This is a genomic window from Pseudomonas sp. 5C2, assembly GCF_034314155.1.
Lineage (GTDB): Bacteria > Pseudomonadota > Gammaproteobacteria > Pseudomonadales > Pseudomonadaceae > Aquipseudomonas.
In genome coordinates, this window is record NZ_JAVIWH010000003.1 from 1,951,707 (window position 1) to 1,969,135 (window position 17,429).

General features: G+C 56.1%; 15 protein-coding genes and 2 tRNA genes. 16 read left to right on the forward strand and 1 reads right to left on the reverse strand.

The features are described from left to right. Nucleotides 1-54: 54 nt before the first annotated feature. From dnaK to RGU44_RS23560, 7 genes are all read left to right on the forward strand, one after another. On the forward strand, nt 55-1,968 hold the full coding sequence (gene dnaK / locus RGU44_RS23530; RefSeq protein WP_322177809.1) for a molecular chaperone DnaK: 1,914 nt from the start codon (nt 55-57) through the stop codon (nt 1,966-1,968). Nucleotides 1,969-2,293: 325 nt separating this feature from the next. Beyond that, nucleotides 2,294-3,418: a molecular chaperone DnaJ gene (gene dnaJ / locus RGU44_RS23535; protein ID WP_322177810.1), complete on the forward strand. Its 1,125-nt coding sequence runs from the start codon at nt 2,294-2,296 to the stop codon at nt 3,416-3,418. Between the two features lie 24 nt (nt 3,419-3,442). After that, nucleotides 3,443-4,246: a 4-hydroxy-tetrahydrodipicolinate reductase gene (gene dapB, locus RGU44_RS23540; RefSeq protein WP_322177811.1), complete on the forward strand. Its 804-nt coding sequence runs from the start codon at nt 3,443-3,445 to the stop codon at nt 4,244-4,246. A gap of 264 nt (nt 4,247-4,510) precedes the next feature. After that, complete coding sequence (carA, locus tag RGU44_RS23545) at nt 4,511-5,647, forward strand: glutamine-hydrolyzing carbamoyl-phosphate synthase small subunit (RefSeq protein WP_322278299.1); 1,137 nt, start codon at nt 4,511-4,513, stop codon at nt 5,645-5,647. A 136-nt stretch (nt 5,648-5,783) separates the two neighbouring features. Next, entirely contained in the window at nt 5,784-9,005 is a 3,222-nt protein-coding gene (carB, locus tag RGU44_RS23550) for a carbamoyl-phosphate synthase large subunit (protein WP_219063838.1), read from the forward strand. Continuing rightward, complete coding sequence (gene greA / locus RGU44_RS23555) at nt 9,002-9,478, forward strand: transcription elongation factor GreA (protein WP_322177813.1); 477 nt, start codon at nt 9,002-9,004, stop codon at nt 9,476-9,478. Before carB ends, greA begins: the two co-directional genes overlap by 4 nt. Further along, nucleotides 9,456-9,911, forward strand: a complete 456-nt coding sequence (locus RGU44_RS23560) for an MFS transporter (RefSeq protein ID WP_416194649.1) — start codon at nt 9,456-9,458, stop codon at nt 9,909-9,911. Before greA ends, RGU44_RS23560 begins: the two co-directional genes overlap by 23 nt. An 8-nt stretch (nt 9,912-9,919) precedes the next feature. Here the strand turns inward: RGU44_RS23560 and RGU44_RS23565 are convergent, their stop codons facing one another. Continuing rightward, nucleotides 9,920-10,231 (reverse strand): YhbY family RNA-binding protein, encoded by a 312-nt coding sequence (locus RGU44_RS23565; protein ID WP_322177814.1) that lies wholly within the window; start codon nt 10,229-10,231, stop codon nt 9,920-9,922. 104 nt (nt 10,232-10,335) lie between these two features. Between RGU44_RS23565 and rlmE the strand changes: the two genes are divergently transcribed. The 9 genes from rlmE (at nt 10,336) to rimP (ending at nt 17,396) form a co-directional block, all read left to right on the forward strand. Then, nucleotides 10,336-10,986: a 23S rRNA (uridine(2552)-2'-O)-methyltransferase RlmE gene (gene rlmE, locus RGU44_RS23570; protein ID WP_322177815.1), complete on the forward strand. Its 651-nt coding sequence runs from the start codon at nt 10,336-10,338 to the stop codon at nt 10,984-10,986. 191 nt (nt 10,987-11,177) lie between these two features. Next, complete coding sequence (gene ftsH, locus RGU44_RS23575) at nt 11,178-13,082, forward strand: ATP-dependent zinc metalloprotease FtsH (protein WP_322177816.1); 1,905 nt, start codon at nt 11,178-11,180, stop codon at nt 13,080-13,082. A gap of 8 nt (nt 13,083-13,090) precedes the next feature. After that, on the forward strand, nt 13,091-13,942 hold the full coding sequence (gene folP, locus RGU44_RS23580) for a dihydropteroate synthase (RefSeq protein ID WP_322278301.1): 852 nt from the start codon (nt 13,091-13,093) through the stop codon (nt 13,940-13,942). Between the two features lie 16 nt (nt 13,943-13,958). Further along, complete coding sequence (gene glmM, locus RGU44_RS23585) at nt 13,959-15,296, forward strand: phosphoglucosamine mutase (protein WP_322177818.1); 1,338 nt, start codon at nt 13,959-13,961, stop codon at nt 15,294-15,296. A 66-nt stretch (nt 15,297-15,362) separates the two neighbouring features. Beyond that, complete coding sequence (tpiA, locus tag RGU44_RS23590; RefSeq protein WP_322177819.1) at nt 15,363-16,118, forward strand: triose-phosphate isomerase; 756 nt, start codon at nt 15,363-15,365, stop codon at nt 16,116-16,118. Nucleotides 16,119-16,122: 4 nt separating this feature from the next. Continuing rightward, nucleotides 16,123-16,506, forward strand: a complete 384-nt coding sequence (secG, locus tag RGU44_RS23595; protein ID WP_322278500.1) for a preprotein translocase subunit SecG — start codon at nt 16,123-16,125, stop codon at nt 16,504-16,506. Between the two features lie 44 nt (nt 16,507-16,550). Then, nucleotides 16,551-16,636 (forward strand) — tRNA-Leu (locus tag RGU44_RS23600). 95 nt (nt 16,637-16,731) lie between these two features. Continuing rightward, a tRNA-Met gene (locus tag RGU44_RS23605) sits at nt 16,732-16,808 on the forward strand. 129 nt (nt 16,809-16,937) lie between these two features. Further along, nucleotides 16,938-17,396, forward strand: coding sequence for a ribosome maturation factor RimP (gene rimP / locus RGU44_RS23610; RefSeq protein ID WP_219063830.1), 459 nt, complete (start codon nt 16,938-16,940; stop codon nt 17,394-17,396). Nucleotides 17,397-17,429: the final 33 nt, after the last annotated feature.

A 17,429-nucleotide genomic window follows, 5' to 3' on the forward strand; every position in this document is an offset into this window, starting at 1 on the left:
AATGTGTGAACGCAGTTGCGGCATCCAAATTTAAAATTTCCGGAGAAAGTTAACATGGGCAGAATCATCGGTATCGACCTGGGGACCACCAACTCCTGCGTCTCTATTCTCGAAAACGGCAAAGTAAAAGTTATTGAAAACGCCGAAGGCACTCGTACTACGCCTTCGATCATTGCGTACGCCAACGACGGCGAAATTCTGGTTGGCCAATCGGCCAAGCGTCAGGCAGTGACCAATCCGCACAACACCCTGTATGCGGTGAAGCGTTTGATCGGTCGTCGCTTCGACGAAGAAGTTGTGCAGAAAGATATCCAGATGGTCCCTTACAAGATCGTCAAGGCTGATAACGGCGATGCATGGGTCGAAGTCAACGGTCAGAAAATGTCTCCTCCTCAGATTTCGGCTGAAATCCTGAAGAAGATGAAGAAGACCGCTGAAGACTATCTGGGTGAAACAGTCACTGAGGCGGTCATCACCGTTCCAGCCTATTTCAACGATAGCCAACGTCAAGCCACCAAAGATGCCGGTCGCATCGCGGGTCTGGACGTCAAGCGCATCATCAACGAACCAACCGCAGCCGCTCTGGCTTACGGTATGGACAAAGCGAAGGGCGATCACACGGTCATCGTCTACGACTTGGGCGGCGGTACATTCGACGTTTCGGTTATCGAAATCGCTGAAGTCGATGGCGAGCACCAGTTCGAAGTACTGGCTACCAACGGCGATACGTTCCTGGGTGGTGAAGACTTCGATATCCGTCTGATCGACTACCTCGTTGACGAATTCAAGAAAGAAAGCGGCATGAACCTTAAAGGTGACCCGCTGGCGATGCAGCGCCTGAAAGAAGCTGCTGAAAAAGCTAAGATCGAGCTGTCCTCCAGCCTGCAGACCGACGTTAACCTGCCGTACATCACTGCAGATGCGACCGGTCCTAAGCACTTGAACGTGAAAATCTCTCGCGCCAAGCTGGAATCGCTGGTTGAAGATCTGGTTCAACGCACCATTGAGCCTTGCCGTATTGCACTCAAGGATTCGGGCATCGACGTAGGCAAAATCGACGACGTGATTCTGGTCGGCGGTCAGACACGTATGCCGCTGGTACAGAAGCTGGTTACTGAGTTCTTCGGTAAAGAAGCGCGTAAAGACGTGAACCCGGACGAAGCTGTTGCCATGGGTGCTGCTATCCAGGGCGCAGTATTGGCTGGCGACGTGAAAGACGTGTTGCTGCTTGACGTTAGCCCGCTGACCCTGGGTATCGAAACCATGGGCGGCGTGATGACCGCGTTGATCGAGAAAAACACCACGATTCCTACCAAGAAATCGCAAGTGTTCTCGACTGCTGATGACAATCAGGGCGCGGTAACCATTCACGTGCTGCAAGGCGAGCGTAAGCAAGCGGGTCAGAACAAGTCGCTGGGCAAGTTCGACCTGGCCGAGATTCCACCTGCTCCACGCGGCGTGCCACAAATCGAAGTGACCTTCGACATCGATGCTAACGGCATTCTTCACGTAGGTGCTCAAGACAAGGCGACTGGCAAGAAGCAGTCGATCGTGATCAAGGCCAACTCCGGTCTGTCTGAAGAAGAAATTCAGCAGATGGTGCGTGATGCTGAAGTCAACGCTGAAGAAGATCGCAAGTTCGAAGAGCTGGCCTCTGCCCGTAACCAGGGTGATGCGCTGGTCCACTCGACACGCAAAATGATCAGCGATGCTGGCGAAAAAGTGACTGCGGAAGAAAAAACCGCCGTCGAAGCTGCACTGACTGCTCTGGAAGCGGCCATCAAAGGCGACGACAAAACAGTCATCGACGCCAAGGTTGAGGAACTGTCCAAAGTTTCCGCGCCAATCGCTCAGAAAATGTACGCCGAAGCTGAGAAGCCGGAAGCGGCTGGCAAGCCTGCTGAGGAGGCCAAAAAGCCTGACGACGTTGTTGATGCAGAGTTTGAAGAAGTGAAAGACCACAAGTAAGCGCAGGCTCACTTGCAAGCCGGTTGACTGCATTCAAGCGGTGGCTGGTAGGATGTCGCCGCGCGGGAGCTTGCTCCCGCGTTGGCGTGTCTGGAATAGACGAATTTTCAAGCTTGGGGGTTTCGGCCCGCAAGCGATGCGGCAAAGTCGACATGCTCCTGCATGTGGCTTGTTTTGCTGCTTCTCTCGGTCAGTGAACTGGCCGTAGAGCCAAGACCGGAATCGTTGAATCGACGTGAGTTGAGTCCGGGCCTGTATTGGGCTCAACGAGTTTGGCAAGACTCAGGAGGGTTTTGTCGGACGTCCTCAAGAGTGCATAAGACTTATGGCTAAGCGTGACTATTACGTGATTTTGGGTGTGGAGCGCGACTCCAGTGAGGCTGATCTGAAGAAGGCTTATCGCCGACTCGCGATGAAGCATCACCCGGACCGCAACCCAGACGATAAAACGTCCGAAGACATGTTCAAAGAGGCCAATGAGGCCTATGAAGTGCTTTCCGACACCAGCAAACGTGCGGCCTACGATCAGTACGGTCATGCCGGCGTCGACCCAAGCATGGGTGGCGGTGGTGCAGGTTTCGGCGGCTCGAACTTCTCCGATATTTTCGGCGACGTGTTCAGTGATTTCTTTGGTGGCGGCCGTGGCGGTGCTCGCGGTGGCGCTCAGCGCGGGAGTGACTTGCGTTACACCCTGGAGCTGAATCTCGAAGAGGCTGTGCGCGGCACGACCGTCAGTATTCGTGTGCCGACGCTGGTCAATTGCAAGCCATGCGATGGCTCCGGCGCGAAGAAAGGCTCGGCGCCTATTACCTGCCCGACGTGCGGCGGTATCGGTCAGGTGCGCATGCAGCAAGGTTTCTTCTCGGTGCAGCAAACCTGCCCGCGCTGCCATGGCCACGGCAAAATCATTTCCGATCCGTGTGACTCATGCCGCGGCGAAGGCCGGGTCGAAGAGTTCAAGACCCTGTCGGTGAAAGTGCCGCCAGGTGTCGATACGGGTGATCGCATTCGTCTTTCCGGCGAAGGCGAGGCGGGTACTCAGGGCGGGCCGACCGGCGATCTGTATGTTGTGATCAACGTTCGCGAGCACGCCATTTTTCAGCGCGACGGCAAGCACCTGTACTGCGAAGTGCCGATCAGCTTTGCTGATGCCGCGCTGGGTGGCGAGTTGGAAGTGCCGACGCTGGATGGTCGGGTCAAACTGAAAATCCCTGAAGGTACTCAGACCGGCAAGCAGTTCCGTCTGCGTGGCAAGGGTGTGGCGCCGGTACGTGGTGGTGGTGCGGGCGACTTGATGTGTCGTGTTGCGGTCGAAACCCCGGTCAATCTGGGACGTCGTCAGCGTGAATTGCTCGAAGAGTTCCGTGCTTCGCTCGAAGGCGACAGCTCGCATTCACCCAAGGCCAGCGGTTGGTTCGAAGGTGTGAAACGCTTCTTTGGCGATTTGTAAGGGCTAACAGGTCAGGAGCAAGGCATGCGACGTATTGCAGTAATGGGCGCCGCTGGGCGCATGGGTAAAACCCTGATCGAGGCGGTCCAGCAAACGCAGGGCGCGGGTTTGACCGCTGCGGTCGATCGTCCGGACAGCTCATTGGTCGGTGCGGATGCGGGTGAGCTCGCAGCGCTGGGCCGTATCGGCATTCCGTTGTCGGGCGATCTGGCCAACGTGGCTGATGAGTTCGACGTGCTGATCGACTTCACTCATCCGTCGGTGACCTTGAAGAACCTGGCGTTCTGCCGCAAGGCGGGCAAGGCCATGGTCATCGGTACCACGGGTTTCAGTGCGGAAGAGAAGCTGCTTTTGGTAGCCGCGGGTAAAGACATCCCGATTGTGTTTGCTGCCAACTTCAGCGTCGGGGTCAATCTGTGCCTTAAATTGCTCGACACTGCCGCTCGTGTGTTGGGTGATGACGTCGATATCGAAATCATCGAAGCCCATCACAGGCACAAAGTGGATGCACCGTCGGGCACCGCGCTGCGTATGGGGGAAGTGGTTGCTCAGGCGCTGGGTCGTGACCTTGAAAAGGTCGCGGTCTATGGGCGTGAAGGACAGACTGGGGCGCGTGATCGTCAAAGCATCGGTTTTGCAACGATTCGTGCGGGCGATATCGTCGGTGACCACACCGTGATGTTCGCAGCGGACGGTGAGCGAGTAGAGATCACGCACAAGGCTTCCAGTCGCATGACCTTTGCCAAGGGGGCTGTCAGGGCTGCCTTGTGGCTCGACGGTCAGGCGCCCGGCTTGTACGACATGCAGGACGTGCTGGGGCTGCGTTGACCGCCTAAACAGGGTTGAAGCTCAATAATTACGTGGGCTTTGACTCTGTTTTCAGCCTTTGGGTGGCGTTCTGTCGCATTACCCTGTCTTTAAGGCTCATTGGCGGTAGACCAAAAAAGGCTTTTTCTGTAAGCTACAGCTTTAGTGTGTCCACTAAAAGCGCGCAGATAATTCGAAGAGAAAGCGGGGTGACGTGTCTATACGTCATTCCGCTTTTTTGCAACCTGCGAACGCCCTTTCAGGCTTTATTTACGGGAGGTCTTCTTGACTAAGCCAGCCATACTCGCCCTTGCTGATGGCAGCATTTTTCGCGGCGAAGCCATTGGAGCCGACGGTCAAACCGTTGGTGAGGTGGTGTTTAACACCGCAATGACCGGCTATCAGGAAATCCTTACCGATCCTTCCTATGCCCAACAGATCGTCACTCTGACGTATCCACATATCGGTAACACCGGTACGACGCCAGAAGACGCCGAGTCCAATCGCGTCTGGTCGGCAGGATTGGTCATCCGCGACTTGCCGTTGGTCGCGAGCAACTGGCGCAACAAGATGTCCCTGTCGGACTACTTGAAAGCCAACAATGTTGTCGCAATCGCCGGTATCGATACCCGCCGCCTGACCCGCATTCTGCGTGAGAAAGGCGCACAAAACGGCTGCATCATGGCCGGCGATAACATTTCCGAAGAAGCGGCGATTGCCGCTGCTCGTGGCTTCCCTGGCCTCAAGGGCATGGATCTGGCGAAAGTCGTCAGCGCCACGGAGCGCTATGAGTGGCTCTCCGGTGTCTGGAGCCTGGCGACTGACAGTCACCCGGACTTCGCAGCCGCAGACTTGAAGTACCACGTCGTGGCTTACGACTACGGCATCAAACTGAATATCCTGCGTATGCTGGTTGATCGCGGTTGCCGTGTCACGGTAGTCCCGGCACAAGCGCCTGCCAGTGATGTGTTGGCGCTCAAGCCGGACGGTGTATTCCTGTCTAACGGTCCTGGCGACCCGGAGCCGTGCGACTACGCGATCAAGGCGATTCAGGAAATACTGGAAACCGAAATCCCGATCTTCGGTATCTGCCTCGGTCACCAATTGCTGGCACTTGCTTCTGGAGCCAAGACCATGAAGATGGGGCATGGTCACCACGGTGCAAACCACCCGGTCCAGGATCTGGACACCGGTGTCGTGATGATTACCAGCCAAAACCACGGTTTTGCGGTGGACGAGACTACGCTGCCAAGCAACATGCGGGCGACTCACAAGTCGCTGTTCGATGGCACCTTGCAGGGCCTTGAGCGCACCGACAAGAGCGCGTTCAGCTTCCAGGGTCACCCTGAAGCGAGCCCAGGCCCTACCGACGTGGCGCCACTGTTCGATCGCTTTATCGAAGCCATGGCCAAGCGACGCTGACCGGTTGCCTTGAGAATGTAGCGAGCAGAGGGTGGGTGGAGCCCGGACGATTGACTGTCTGGATGGTCCGCCCAACCCCCTCAGAGAAATATTCAAGACGGCTTGCCGACTGACCTACGGATTTGAGTGACAACCCATGCCAAAACGTACAGATATAAAAAGCATCCTGATTCTCGGCGCCGGCCCCATCGTGATCGGCCAGGCCTGTGAATTCGACTACTCCGGCGCCCAGGCCTGCAAAGCCCTGCGCGAAGAGGGTTACCGCGTCATCCTGGTGAACTCCAACCCAGCGACCATCATGACCGACCCGTCAATGGCCGATGCGACCTACATCGAACCGATCAAATGGCAGACCGTTGCCAAGATCATCGAGAAGGAGCGTCCAGACGCACTGCTGCCAACCATGGGTGGCCAGACTGCGCTGAACTGCGCGTTGGACTTGGAGCGCGAAGGCGTTCTGGAAAAATTCGGCGTCGAAATGATTGGCGCCAATGCCGACACCATCGACAAGGCCGAAGACCGTTCGCGCTTTGATAAGGCAATGAAGTCCATCGGTCTGGATTGCCCGCGTTCGGGTATTGCCCACACCATGGAGGAAGCTTACGTCGTCCTGGAAAAACTGGGCTTCCCGTGCATCATCCGTCCGTCCTTCACCATGGGCGGCACAGGTGGCGGTATTGCTTACAATCGCGAAGAATTCGAAGAAATCTGCAACCGAGGTCTGGACCTGTCGCCGACCAAAGAGCTGCTGATCGACGAATCGCTGATCGGTTGGAAAGAGTACGAGATGGAAGTGGTCCGCGACAAAAAGGACAACTGCATCATCGTTTGCTCCATCGAAAACTTTGACCCGATGGGCGTTCACACCGGCGATTCGATCACTGTTGCGCCAGCGCAGACGCTGACCGACAAGGAATACCAGATCATGCGTAACGCCTCGCTGGCGGTACTGCGTGAGATCGGTGTGGAGACCGGCGGCTCGAACGTGCAGTTCGGTATCTGCCCGGACACTGGCCGTATGGTCGTGATCGAGATGAACCCGCGGGTTTCCCGTTCTTCGGCACTGGCCTCGAAAGCCACCGGCTTTCCTATCGCCCGGGTCGCGGCCAAGTTGGCAATTGGTTACACCCTCGACGAACTGCAGAACGAAATCACTGGCGGCAAGACCCCGGCATCGTTCGAGCCGTCTATCGATTACGTGGTCACCAAACTGCCACGCTTCGCCTTTGAAAAATTCCCCAAGGCCGACGCACGCCTGACCACGCAGATGAAGTCGGTCGGCGAAGTCATGGCCATCGGCCGCACGTTCCAGGAATCCCTGCAGAAAGCCCTGCGCGGTCTGGAGGTGGGTGTCTGCGGTCTGGACCCCAAGCTTGACCTGACCAACCCGGAAAGCATGGCCGTGCTCAAGCGTGAGCTGACGGTGCCGGGCGCTGAGCGCATCTGGTACGTGGCAGACGCTTTCCGTGCAGGCATGACGGTTGAAGAAATTTTCAGCATGAACATGATCGACCCTTGGTTCCTGGTTCAGATCGAAGATCTGGTCAAGGAAGAAGAGAAGATCAAGACGCTGGGTCTGGCTACCATCGACCGTGATCTGATGTTCCGCCTCAAGCGCAAAGGCTTCTCCGATGCGCGTCTGGCCAAGCTGCTGGGTGTCACCGAGAAAAACCTGCGTCGCCATCGTCACAAGCTTGAGATCTTCCCGGTCTACAAGCGCGTCGATACCTGCGCAGCTGAGTTCGCCACCGATACCGCTTATCTGTACTCGACCTATGAGGAAGAGTGCGAGGCCAACCCGTCGACGCGCGACAAGATCATGATTCTTGGCGGTGGTCCGAACCGCATCGGCCAAGGCATCGAGTTCGACTACTGCTGCGTACATGCGGCACTGGCCCTGCGTGAAGACGGGTACGAGACCATCATGGTCAACTGCAACCCGGAAACCGTATCCACCGATTTCGATACCTCGGATCGCCTGTACTTTGAGCCAGTAACCTTGGAAGACGTGCTGGAAATCTGCCGCGTCGAAAAGCCTAAAGGCGTGATCGTTCAGTACGGCGGCCAAACTCCGCTGAAACTGGCGCGTGCTCTTGAGGAAGCTGGAGTGCCGATCATCGGCACCAGCCCTGACTCAATCGACCGTGCCGAAGACCGTGAGCGCTTCCAGCAAATGGTCGAGCGCCTGAATTTGCGTCAGCCGCCTAACGCCACTGTGCGCAGCGAAGATGAAGCCATTCGCGCCGCAGGCAAGATTGGTTACCCGCTGGTGGTGCGTCCGTCCTACGTGTTGGGCGGTCGGGCGATGGAAATCGTTTACGAAGAAGAAGAGCTCAAGCGCTACTTGCGTGATGCGGTGAAAGTGTCCAACGACAGCCCGGTGCTGCTGGACCACTTCCTCAACTGCGCCATCGAGATGGATGTCGATGCGGTTTGTGACGGCACTGACGTAGTCATTGGCGCGATCATGCAGCACATTGAGCAGGCAGGCGTTCACTCCGGTGACTCTGCATGCTCGCTGCCACCGTACTCGCTGCCTGCGCATATCCAGGATGAGATGCGCGAACAGGTCAAGAAAATGGCTCTGGAGCTGGGCGTCATCGGCTTGATGAACGTACAGCTGGCGCTGCAAGGCGATGACATCTACGTTATTGAAGTCAATCCGCGTGCTTCGCGTACCGTGCCGTTTGTGTCCAAGTGCATCGGTGTTTCCCTGGCGATGATCGCGGCACGCGTCATGGCTGGCAAAACCCTGAAGGAAATAGGGTTCACAAAAGAAATCATTCCGAACTTCTACAGCGTCAAAGAAGCGGTATTCCCGTTTGCCAAGTTCCCGGGTGTTGACCCTATTCTCGGCCCGGAGATGAAGTCCACCGGCGAAGTCATGGGCGTGGGCGATACGTTCGGCGAAGCCTTCGCCAAGGCTCAAATGGGTGCCAGCGAGCTACTGCCGACCGGTGGTACTGCGTTCATCAGCGTTCGCGATGACGACAAGCCGCTTGTGGCCGGTGTCGCGCGTGATCTGATCAATCTGGGCTTCGAAATTGTCGCGACGGCCGGAACCGCTCAGTTGATTGAGGCTGCGGGCCTGAAAGTGCGTCGCGTCAACAAGGTGACAGAAGGTCGTCCACACGTGGTCGATATGATCAAAAATGACGAAGTCACGCTGATCATCAACACCACTGAGGGCCGTCAGTCGATCGCTGATTCTTACTCGATTCGTCGTAATGCCTTGCAGCACAAAATTTACTGCACGACCACCATCGCTGCGGGTGAAGCCATCTGTGAAGCGCTGAAGTTCGGTCCAGAGAAGACTGTACGGCGCTTGCAGGATCTACATGCAGGATTAAAGGTATGACCAAATATCCAATGACCATTCGGGGCGCTCGCGCCCTGGAAGAAGAACTGACTCACCTGACAAAGGTGATTCGCCCCAAGCTAAGCCAGGACATCGGTACTGCGCGTGAGCTGGGCGATCTCAAGGAAAACGCTGAATACCACGCTGCTCGCGAGCAGCAGGGCATGGTGGAAGCACGGGTTCGTGATATTGAAGGCCGACTGCAGAACGCAGTGGTCATTGACGTGACGACGATTGTGCACACCGGCAAGGTTATATTCGGCACGACTGTCGAGATCGCTAACGTCGAAACCGATGAACGCGTGAAATATCAGATCGTTGGTGAAGACGAAGCGGATATCAAGCAGGGCAAGCTTTCGGTCGGCTCACCCATCGCTCGTGCCTTGATTGCCAAGGAAGAGGGTGAAGTGGTGACAGTCAGAACGCCAAGTGGTGTGATCGAGTACGAGATTGTCGAAGTCAGCCATATCTAACAGCTGTCGCCCGTATCGTGCGGGCGCAATTATCTGGCAGCTCGCCCAGACGTTATGGGTGGGCGGCTTGGTATTGCTGCATCTTGCGATGTTGACGGTGCTGGAGCAAACAGGTCTGGCGCCACTGCTGATTGATGAGGTTGCCAGTCTTTCAGGGACGTTGCTGGTCGCGTTTGCAGGTTTTTGCGCGGTATTGCAGATGGTGGTGCTGATACAGACCGAGCGCCTGTCGAGTCTTTGGCTTGATGTGCGCGGGCAATTGCTGCTGATCGCGACGTTGGCTTCAGCGAGTTATTACGTGCTGTACCAATGGTTGCCAGATGCCGTGCGTTGGCAATTGTTGAGCTACCTGATGCTTGCGCTGTCCGGACTGCTGCTGGTTATCCAGCCTGTGCCGGGTGGAAGTGGCGGGGCGCGCATTGCGCGCCCCTGACCGCCTGGTTATGCGTGGAAGCGGTGGACGTTGGACAACAGCTTGTTTACCTTGGCGTTCTTGCGATAAATCAACGCCATTTTACCGATGACTTGCACTAAATCCGCTTTGCCGGCCTTGCACAACGCTGCAACGGCCTCCAGGCGGCTTTCGCGGTCGAGGATGTTGAGTTTGATTTTAATCAGCTCGTGATCGCCCAATGCGCGTTCAAGTTCGGCTAACACACCTTCAGTCAAACCTTTGTCAGCCACAATCAATACTGCTTTCAGATGATGGCCAATGGATTTGTACTGTTTCTTCTGCTCCTGAGTGAGCGGCATAATCTGACCTCTGCGTCTGATCTTGTAAAAAGCGGCGGCCAGTTTACCCGAGCGAGTCCGGGACCGCCCAGTTAATCACGACTCGTTTATTTTTGAGGTGCCCTGTGGCCCGTTCCAAAACAAGCCATAACTGGTTGAAAGAACATTTCGACGACCCTTACGTCAAAATGGCGCAAAAAGACGGGTATCGTTCGCGTGCCAGCTACAAGCTCCTGGAGATCCAGGAAAAGGACCGGTTGATCCGCCCAGGCATGACCGTTATCGACCTTGGCGCCGCGCCAGGAGGCTGGTCGCAGGTTACCAGTCGTCTGATTGGTGGTCAGGGGCGTTTGATCGCCTCAGACATTCTCGAAATGGACAGCATCCCTGATGTGACCTTCATTCAGGGTGATTTCACGGAGGATGCGGTGCTGGCTCAAATCCTCGAGGCTGTCGGTAATACACAAGTAGACCTTGTGATTTCCGATATGGCCCCCAATATGAGTGGACTGGCTGCTGTTGACATGCCACGCGCTATGTTTCTTTGCGAGCTGTCGCTTGATTTGGCGGGTCGTGTATTGCGTCCAGGTGGTGATTTTCTGGTCAAGATTTTCCAGGGCGATGGTTTCGACGCGTTCCATAAGTCGGTTCGCCAAGTGTTTGACAAGGTCCAGATGCGCAAACCGGCGGCTTCACGCGATCGGTCTCGCGAGCAGTATTTGCTGGGTCGAGGGTTTCGCGGCATCAAGGGCGCTGAAAGCGTTGAGCGGCTTTGATGTCGGCGATAGGTTTTATTAAATGGCCTTGCCAATGAAGCATAAACGAACATGATGTAGTCAATGTTTCACAAAGGGTTACAGACGGCGCCTGCCACACCCGTAGGTAATGTAGTAAGTTAGGCCGGTGAATATCATGCGAGGCACGCTCCTGCGTGGGGCTTGCTTCAGAGGGTAGCTAATTGAACGATATGGCAAAGAATTTGATCCTGTGGTTGATCATCGCCGCTGTCCTTGTGACAGTGATGAACAACTTCTCCAGCCCAAACGAGCCGCAAACCCTCAACTATTCCGAGTTCATCCAGCAGGTTAAGGATGGCAAGGTCGAGAAGGTTGCCGTCGACGGTTATGTCATCACCGGCAAGCGTGCCGATGGCGATTCTTTCAAAACTATTCGCCCGGCGATTCAGGACAATGGCCTGATCGGTGATCTGGTGGACAATCATGTAGTGATTGAAGGCAAGCAGCCTGAGCAGCAGAGCATATGGACTCAGCTTCTGGTCGCAAGCTTCCCGATCCTGGTGATCATCGCTGTCTTCATGTTTTTCATGCGGCAGATGCAGGGTGGTGCCGGCGGTAAAGGCGGGCCGATGAGCTTTGGCAAGAGCAAGGCGCGGCTGCTGTCCGAGGATCAGGTCAAGACCACGCTGGGCGACGTTGCCGGTTGCGACGAAGCTAAAGAAGAAGTCGGCGAGCTCGTTGAGTTTCTCCGTGATCCGGGCAAGTTTCAGCGTCTGGGCGGCCGGATCCCACGCGGTGTGCTGATGGTTGGCCCGCCGGGGACCGGTAAAACCCTGTTGGCCAAGGCCATTGCAGGTGAAGCCAAGGTACCGTTCTTCACTATTTCCGGTTCCGACTTTGTCGAGATGTTCGTGGGCGTTGGTGCAAGCCGCGTCCGGGACATGTTTGAACAAGCCAAGAAACATGCGCCGTGCATCATCTTCATCGACGAAATCGATGCGGTCGGTCGCCATCGTGGTTCTGGCATGGGGGGTGGTCACGATGAACGTGAGCAGACTCTCAACCAGTTGCTGGTGGAGATGGATGGCTTCGAAATGAATGACGGCATCATCGTCATCGCCGCTACCAACCGTCCGGACGTACTCGACCCTGCGCTGCTGCGTCCAGGCCGTTTCGACCGTCAGGTGGTGGTTGGTCTGCCGGATATTCGTGGTCGCGAACAAATTCTGAAAGTCCATATGCGCAAAGTACCCATGGGTGAAGACGTCAACCCGGGCGTGATCGCTCGTGGTACGCCGGGCTTCTCCGGTGCTGACCTGGCTAACCTGGTCAACGAAGCTTCTCTGTTTGCCGCGCGTACCGGTAAACGTATCGTTGAGATGAAAGAGTTTGAGTTGGCCAAAGACAAGATCATGATGGGCGCCGAGCGCAAATCAATGGTCATGTCCGAGAAAGAGAAACGGAACACGGCTTATCACGAAGCGGGTCACGCCATCGTGGGTCGCATGGTGCCTGAACATGATCCGGTCTATAAGGTGTCTATCATTCCGCGTGGTCGTGCGCTGGGTGTGACCATGTTCTTGCCTGAAGAAGATCGTTACAGCTTGTCCAAGCGTGCGCTGATCAGTCAGATCTGCTCGCTGTATGGCGGGCGAATCGCTGAAGAAATGACCTTGGGCTTCGACGGCGTGACCACTGGCGCTTCCAACGACATTATGCGTGCAAGTCAAATTGCCCGGAACATGGTGACCAAGTGGGGCTTGTCAGAAAAGCTCGGTCCGCTGATGTATGCTGAAGATGAGGGTGAAATGTTCCTCGGTCGCGGCGGCGGTGGTCAGCACTCCAGCGTTTCTGCTGAAACGGCAAGGCTTATCGACTCTGAAGTTCGGAGTATCATTGATCAGTGCTACGGCAGCGCCAAGCATATCCTCACGGAGAATCGTGACAAACTTGATGCGATGGCCGATGCGCTGATGAAATATGAAACCATCGATGCTGAACAGATCGATGACATCATGGCCGGTCGCGCTCCTCGCGAACCGCGTGATTGGGAAGGTGGCTCCGGTACTACTCCGGCCGCGCCTCTGGGCCCGCGTCCAGAAACCCCTATCGGCGGTCCGGCTGCTGAACTCTAAGGTCTGACATGACTTCTGCGCTGTACCCAACCCGGTTGCCTTGCGGCAGCCGGGTTCTTGATTTGGCCCATACGCACGTGATGGGCATCCTGAATATCACGCCAGACTCTTTTTCGGACGGCGGCCGATTCAGTCAGCGCGACGCGGCGTTGCGTCACGCCGAAGAGATGGTCGCTGCAGGTGCGACGTTGATCGATGTCGGTGGCGAGTCCACGCGGCCCGGTGCGCGCGCAGTTTCTCCTGTCGAAGAGCTTGAACGAATAGGTCCTGTCGTCGAGGCGCTAAGTCGCGAACTTGATGTGATTATTTCGGTCGATACTTCTACGCCAGCGGTCATTCGTGAGGCGGCGCGCCTCGGTGCGGGCCTTATCAACGATGTGCGCTCTTTGCGTCGTGAGGGTGCTCTGGACGCTGCTGCGGCCACGGGTTTGCCTGTGTGTCTGATGCATATGCGCGGTGAGCCGGGCGATATGCAGGATAATCCGCAGTATGAGGATCTTGTGGGGGAGGTGTCCGCGTTTTTGCTCGAGCGGATGGAGCAGTGCGCGGCAGTCGGCATACCGCGTGAGCGGATTATTCTGGATCCGGGATTTGGCTTTGCTAAAAACCTTCAGCACAACCTGAGCCTGTTCAAGCATATGGAAGCCTTGCATGCGCTCGGCAGGCCGTTATTGGTAGGTGTGTCGCGCAAGAGCATGATTGGTCAGGTGCTTGGGCGTCCGGTTGCTGAGAGGCTTTCTGGTGGTCTGGCGTTGGCCGCCATGGCCATGATCAAGGGTGCACGCATTTTACGTGTGCACGATGTGGCCGAAACCGTCGACGTGGTGCGAATGATCGCTGCAGTCGAATCGGCTGAATAAGAATGAGGGAGCATCCATGACTAGAAAATATTTCGGTACCGACGGCATTCGTGGCCGGGTCGGTCAATTTCCGATTACTCCGGATTTTATGCTCAAGCTTGGCTGGGCCGCAGGGATGGCGTTCCGTCGCTTGGGTGCTTGCCGGGTTCTTGTCGGTAAAGACACGCGCATTTCTGGCTACATGTTCGAGTCGGCGCTGGAGGCCGGTCTCTCGGCTGCTGGCGCTGACGTCATGCTGCTGGGGCCGATGCCTACTCCGGCCATCGCCTATCTGACCCGCACCTTTCATGCCGAAGCTGGCATTGTGATCAGTGCGTCGCACAATCCTCATCATGACAACGGCATCAAATTCTTCTCTGGTCAGGGCACCAAATTGCCTGACGAAGTGGAAATGATGATCGAAGAGCTGCTTGATGCGCCGATGACGGTGGTTGAGTCCGATAAGCTGGGCAAGGTTTCGCGTATCAATGATGCCGCCGGGCGTTATATCGAATTCTGTAAAAGCAGTGTTCCGAGCAGTACCGATTTTGCAGGTTTAAAGCTGGTCATCGATTGCGCTCACGGGGCCACTTACAAAGTCGCACCCAACGTTTTTCGTGAGTTGGGCGCTCAGGTGACAGTTTTGTCGGCTGAGCCTAACGGCTTGAACATCAATGATGACTGCGGGTCGACCCATATGGGCAACTTGCAGGCTGCTGTGCTGGCAGGGCATGCCGATCTGGGTATCGCCTTCGATGGCGATGGCGACCGGGTGCTGATGGTCGATCACACGGGTGCAATCGTCGATGGTGATGATCTTTTGTTCATTATTGCGCGTGATTTGCATGAACGAGGCAAGCTGCAAGGCGGTGTCGTTGGCACGCTGATGAGTAATCTCGGGCTTGAGCTGGCATTTGCGGACTTAAAGATTCCGTTCGTGCGTGCGGGCGTTGGTGACCGTTATGTAGTTGCGGAGTTGCTTGAGCGTAACTGGCAGATCGGTGGTGAGAACTCCGGTCACATTATCTGCTTCCAGCACACCACGACCGGTGACGCTATCATTGCTGCGCTGCAGGTTCTGCTAGCACTACGTCGTCGCGACGAAAGCCTGGCGTTGGCGCGACAAGCGCTGCGCAAGTGTCCTCAGGTACTGCTTAATGTGCGCTTCGCAGGCGGTGTGGATCCGGTCCAGCATCCTGCCGTGAAAGAGGCTTGCGAGCGCGTTACTGTGGCTATGGGTGGCCGTGGGCGCGTGCTGTTACGCAAATCTGGCACTGAGCCATTGGTCCGTGTCATGGTCGAAGGTGACGACGAAATTCTGGTTCGCGGTTACGCCGATGAGCTGGCAAAACTGGTAACTGAAGTTTGCGCCTGATTTCGGCTTGCCAGTGTTGATGCGGTTGGGTAACATCTGCGCCCACTTTGACCGACGAGGTACAGCATGCGTCGCCTAATGGTAGCTGGTAACTGGAAGATGCACGGTACCCGCGCCAGCGTCGCTGAGCTGATCAATGGCCTTCGTAATCAGGCCTTGCCGAGCGGTGTTGATGTAGCGGTGTTTCCGCCTTGTTTGTACATCAATCAGGTGATTGACGGCCTTGATGGCAAGTCGGTCGCCGTAGGTGCGCAGAATTCTGCGGTAGAGCCAGTGCAGGGTGCGTTGACCGGTGAGACTTCGCCGAGTCAGCTGGCTGATGCGGGCTGTACCCTGGTGCTGGTAGGGCACTCTGAGCGTCGTCAGATCATGGGCGAGCGCGACGATGTCCTTAATCGCAAGTTCGCGGCAGCTCAGGCGTGTGGTTTGACGCCGGTGTTGTGCGTAGGGGAGACCCTGGAGCAGCGCGAAGCGGGTAAGACGTTTGAAGTTGTCGCGCGTCAGCTTGGCAGCATCATCGAAGAGCTGGGCGTCGGTGCTTTTGTAAATGCAGTCATTGCTTACGAGCCTGTCTGGGCCATTGGTACCGGACTGACTGCATCGCCCCAACAGGCGCAGGAAGTGCACGCAGCCATTCGTGCGCAGTTGGCGGCAGAGAATGCTGAGGTTGCACAAGGTGTGCGGCTTCTTTATGGCGGCAGCGTGAAGGCGGCCAATGCGGCTGAACTGTTCGGCATGCCGGATATCGATGGGGGGCTCATTGGTGGAGCGTCCCTGAATGCAGATGAGTTCGGTGCGATTTGTCGCGCCGCGGGAAACTGAAAAAATGCTGGAAACAGTCGTAGTCGTTTTTCATCTGTTGGGTGCGCTGGGCGTTGTCGCTCTGGTATTGCTGCAGCAGGGCAAGGGTGCGGACGCTGGTGCGTCTTTCGGTGCAGGTGCTTCAAATACTGTGTTCGGAAGCCAAGGTTCCTCTACCTTTCTTAGTAAGTTTACTGCTATACTTGCCGCCGGTTTCTTCATAACCAGCTTAGGGTTAGGTTACTTTGCTAAAGAGAAAGCTCATCAGCTGACTCAAGTAGGTTTGCCTGATCCAGCAGTATTGGAAGTATCGCAGAAAAAGCCGGCTACAGAAGATGTGCCGGTGCTCGAAGCGCAAAAGCCAGCGGCTAAACCTGCTGACGTACCTCAAGCGCCACAGCAAAAGTAACACCGGATCGGGCGGTTGATGTTGAACCGCTAAAGAGTTGTATTGCCGAGGTGGTGGAATTGGTAGACACGCAACCTTGAGGTGGTTGTGCCCATAGGGTGTAGGGGTTCGAGTCCCCTTCTCGGTACCAATTATCAAGATAGCCCGCAGTAGCGGGCTTTCTTGTCGGTGGAGGTTCGATTGACCCTGCGAGGGATCGGTCGTATACTTCCGCCCCAGCTTTGTCGCGGGGTGGAGCAGTCTGGTAGCTCGTCGGGCTCATAACCCGAAGGTCGTTGGTTCAAATCCAGCCCCCGCAACCAGTTTTAGCGGAGCCCCTTTTTAGGGGCTTTTTGTTAGCTGGACAGTCATAGCGCCGCTATTCAACGGCGTTTTCAGGGATGGGCGTTTCGCCCATTTTTTATTTGCATTGCATGCACGAGGGGGTTCAGGTGTCGAGCAAGCTAGAACAGTTGCAGGCCTTGGTGGCCCCGGTGGTCGTGGCCCTTGGCTATGAATGCTGGGGAATTGAGTTTTCGGCTCAAGGTCGCCATTCACTGTTGCGTATTTATATTGATAAAGAAGGCGGCGTTTTGGTGGATGACTGCGCCATAGTCAGCCGTCAGATCAGCGGTGTTCTGGACGTCGAAGATCCAATCGCCGTTGAATACACCCTTGAAGTCTCTTCTCCTGGCATGGAGCGCCCACTGTTCACGCTTGAGCAGTTTGCTTTGCACGCCGGCGAACAAGTGAAGATAAAGCTGCGTTCGCCCTTCGATGGTCGTCGCAACTTTCAGGGCCTTCTCCGCGGGGTGGAGGAGCAAGACATCGTGGTGCAGGTAGAAGACCACGAATACTTGTTGCCGATCGACTTGATCGACAAAGCCAACATTATCCCCAAGTTTGACTGAGACGCGGATCCCGCGGATCCAATGGCTTGCGAA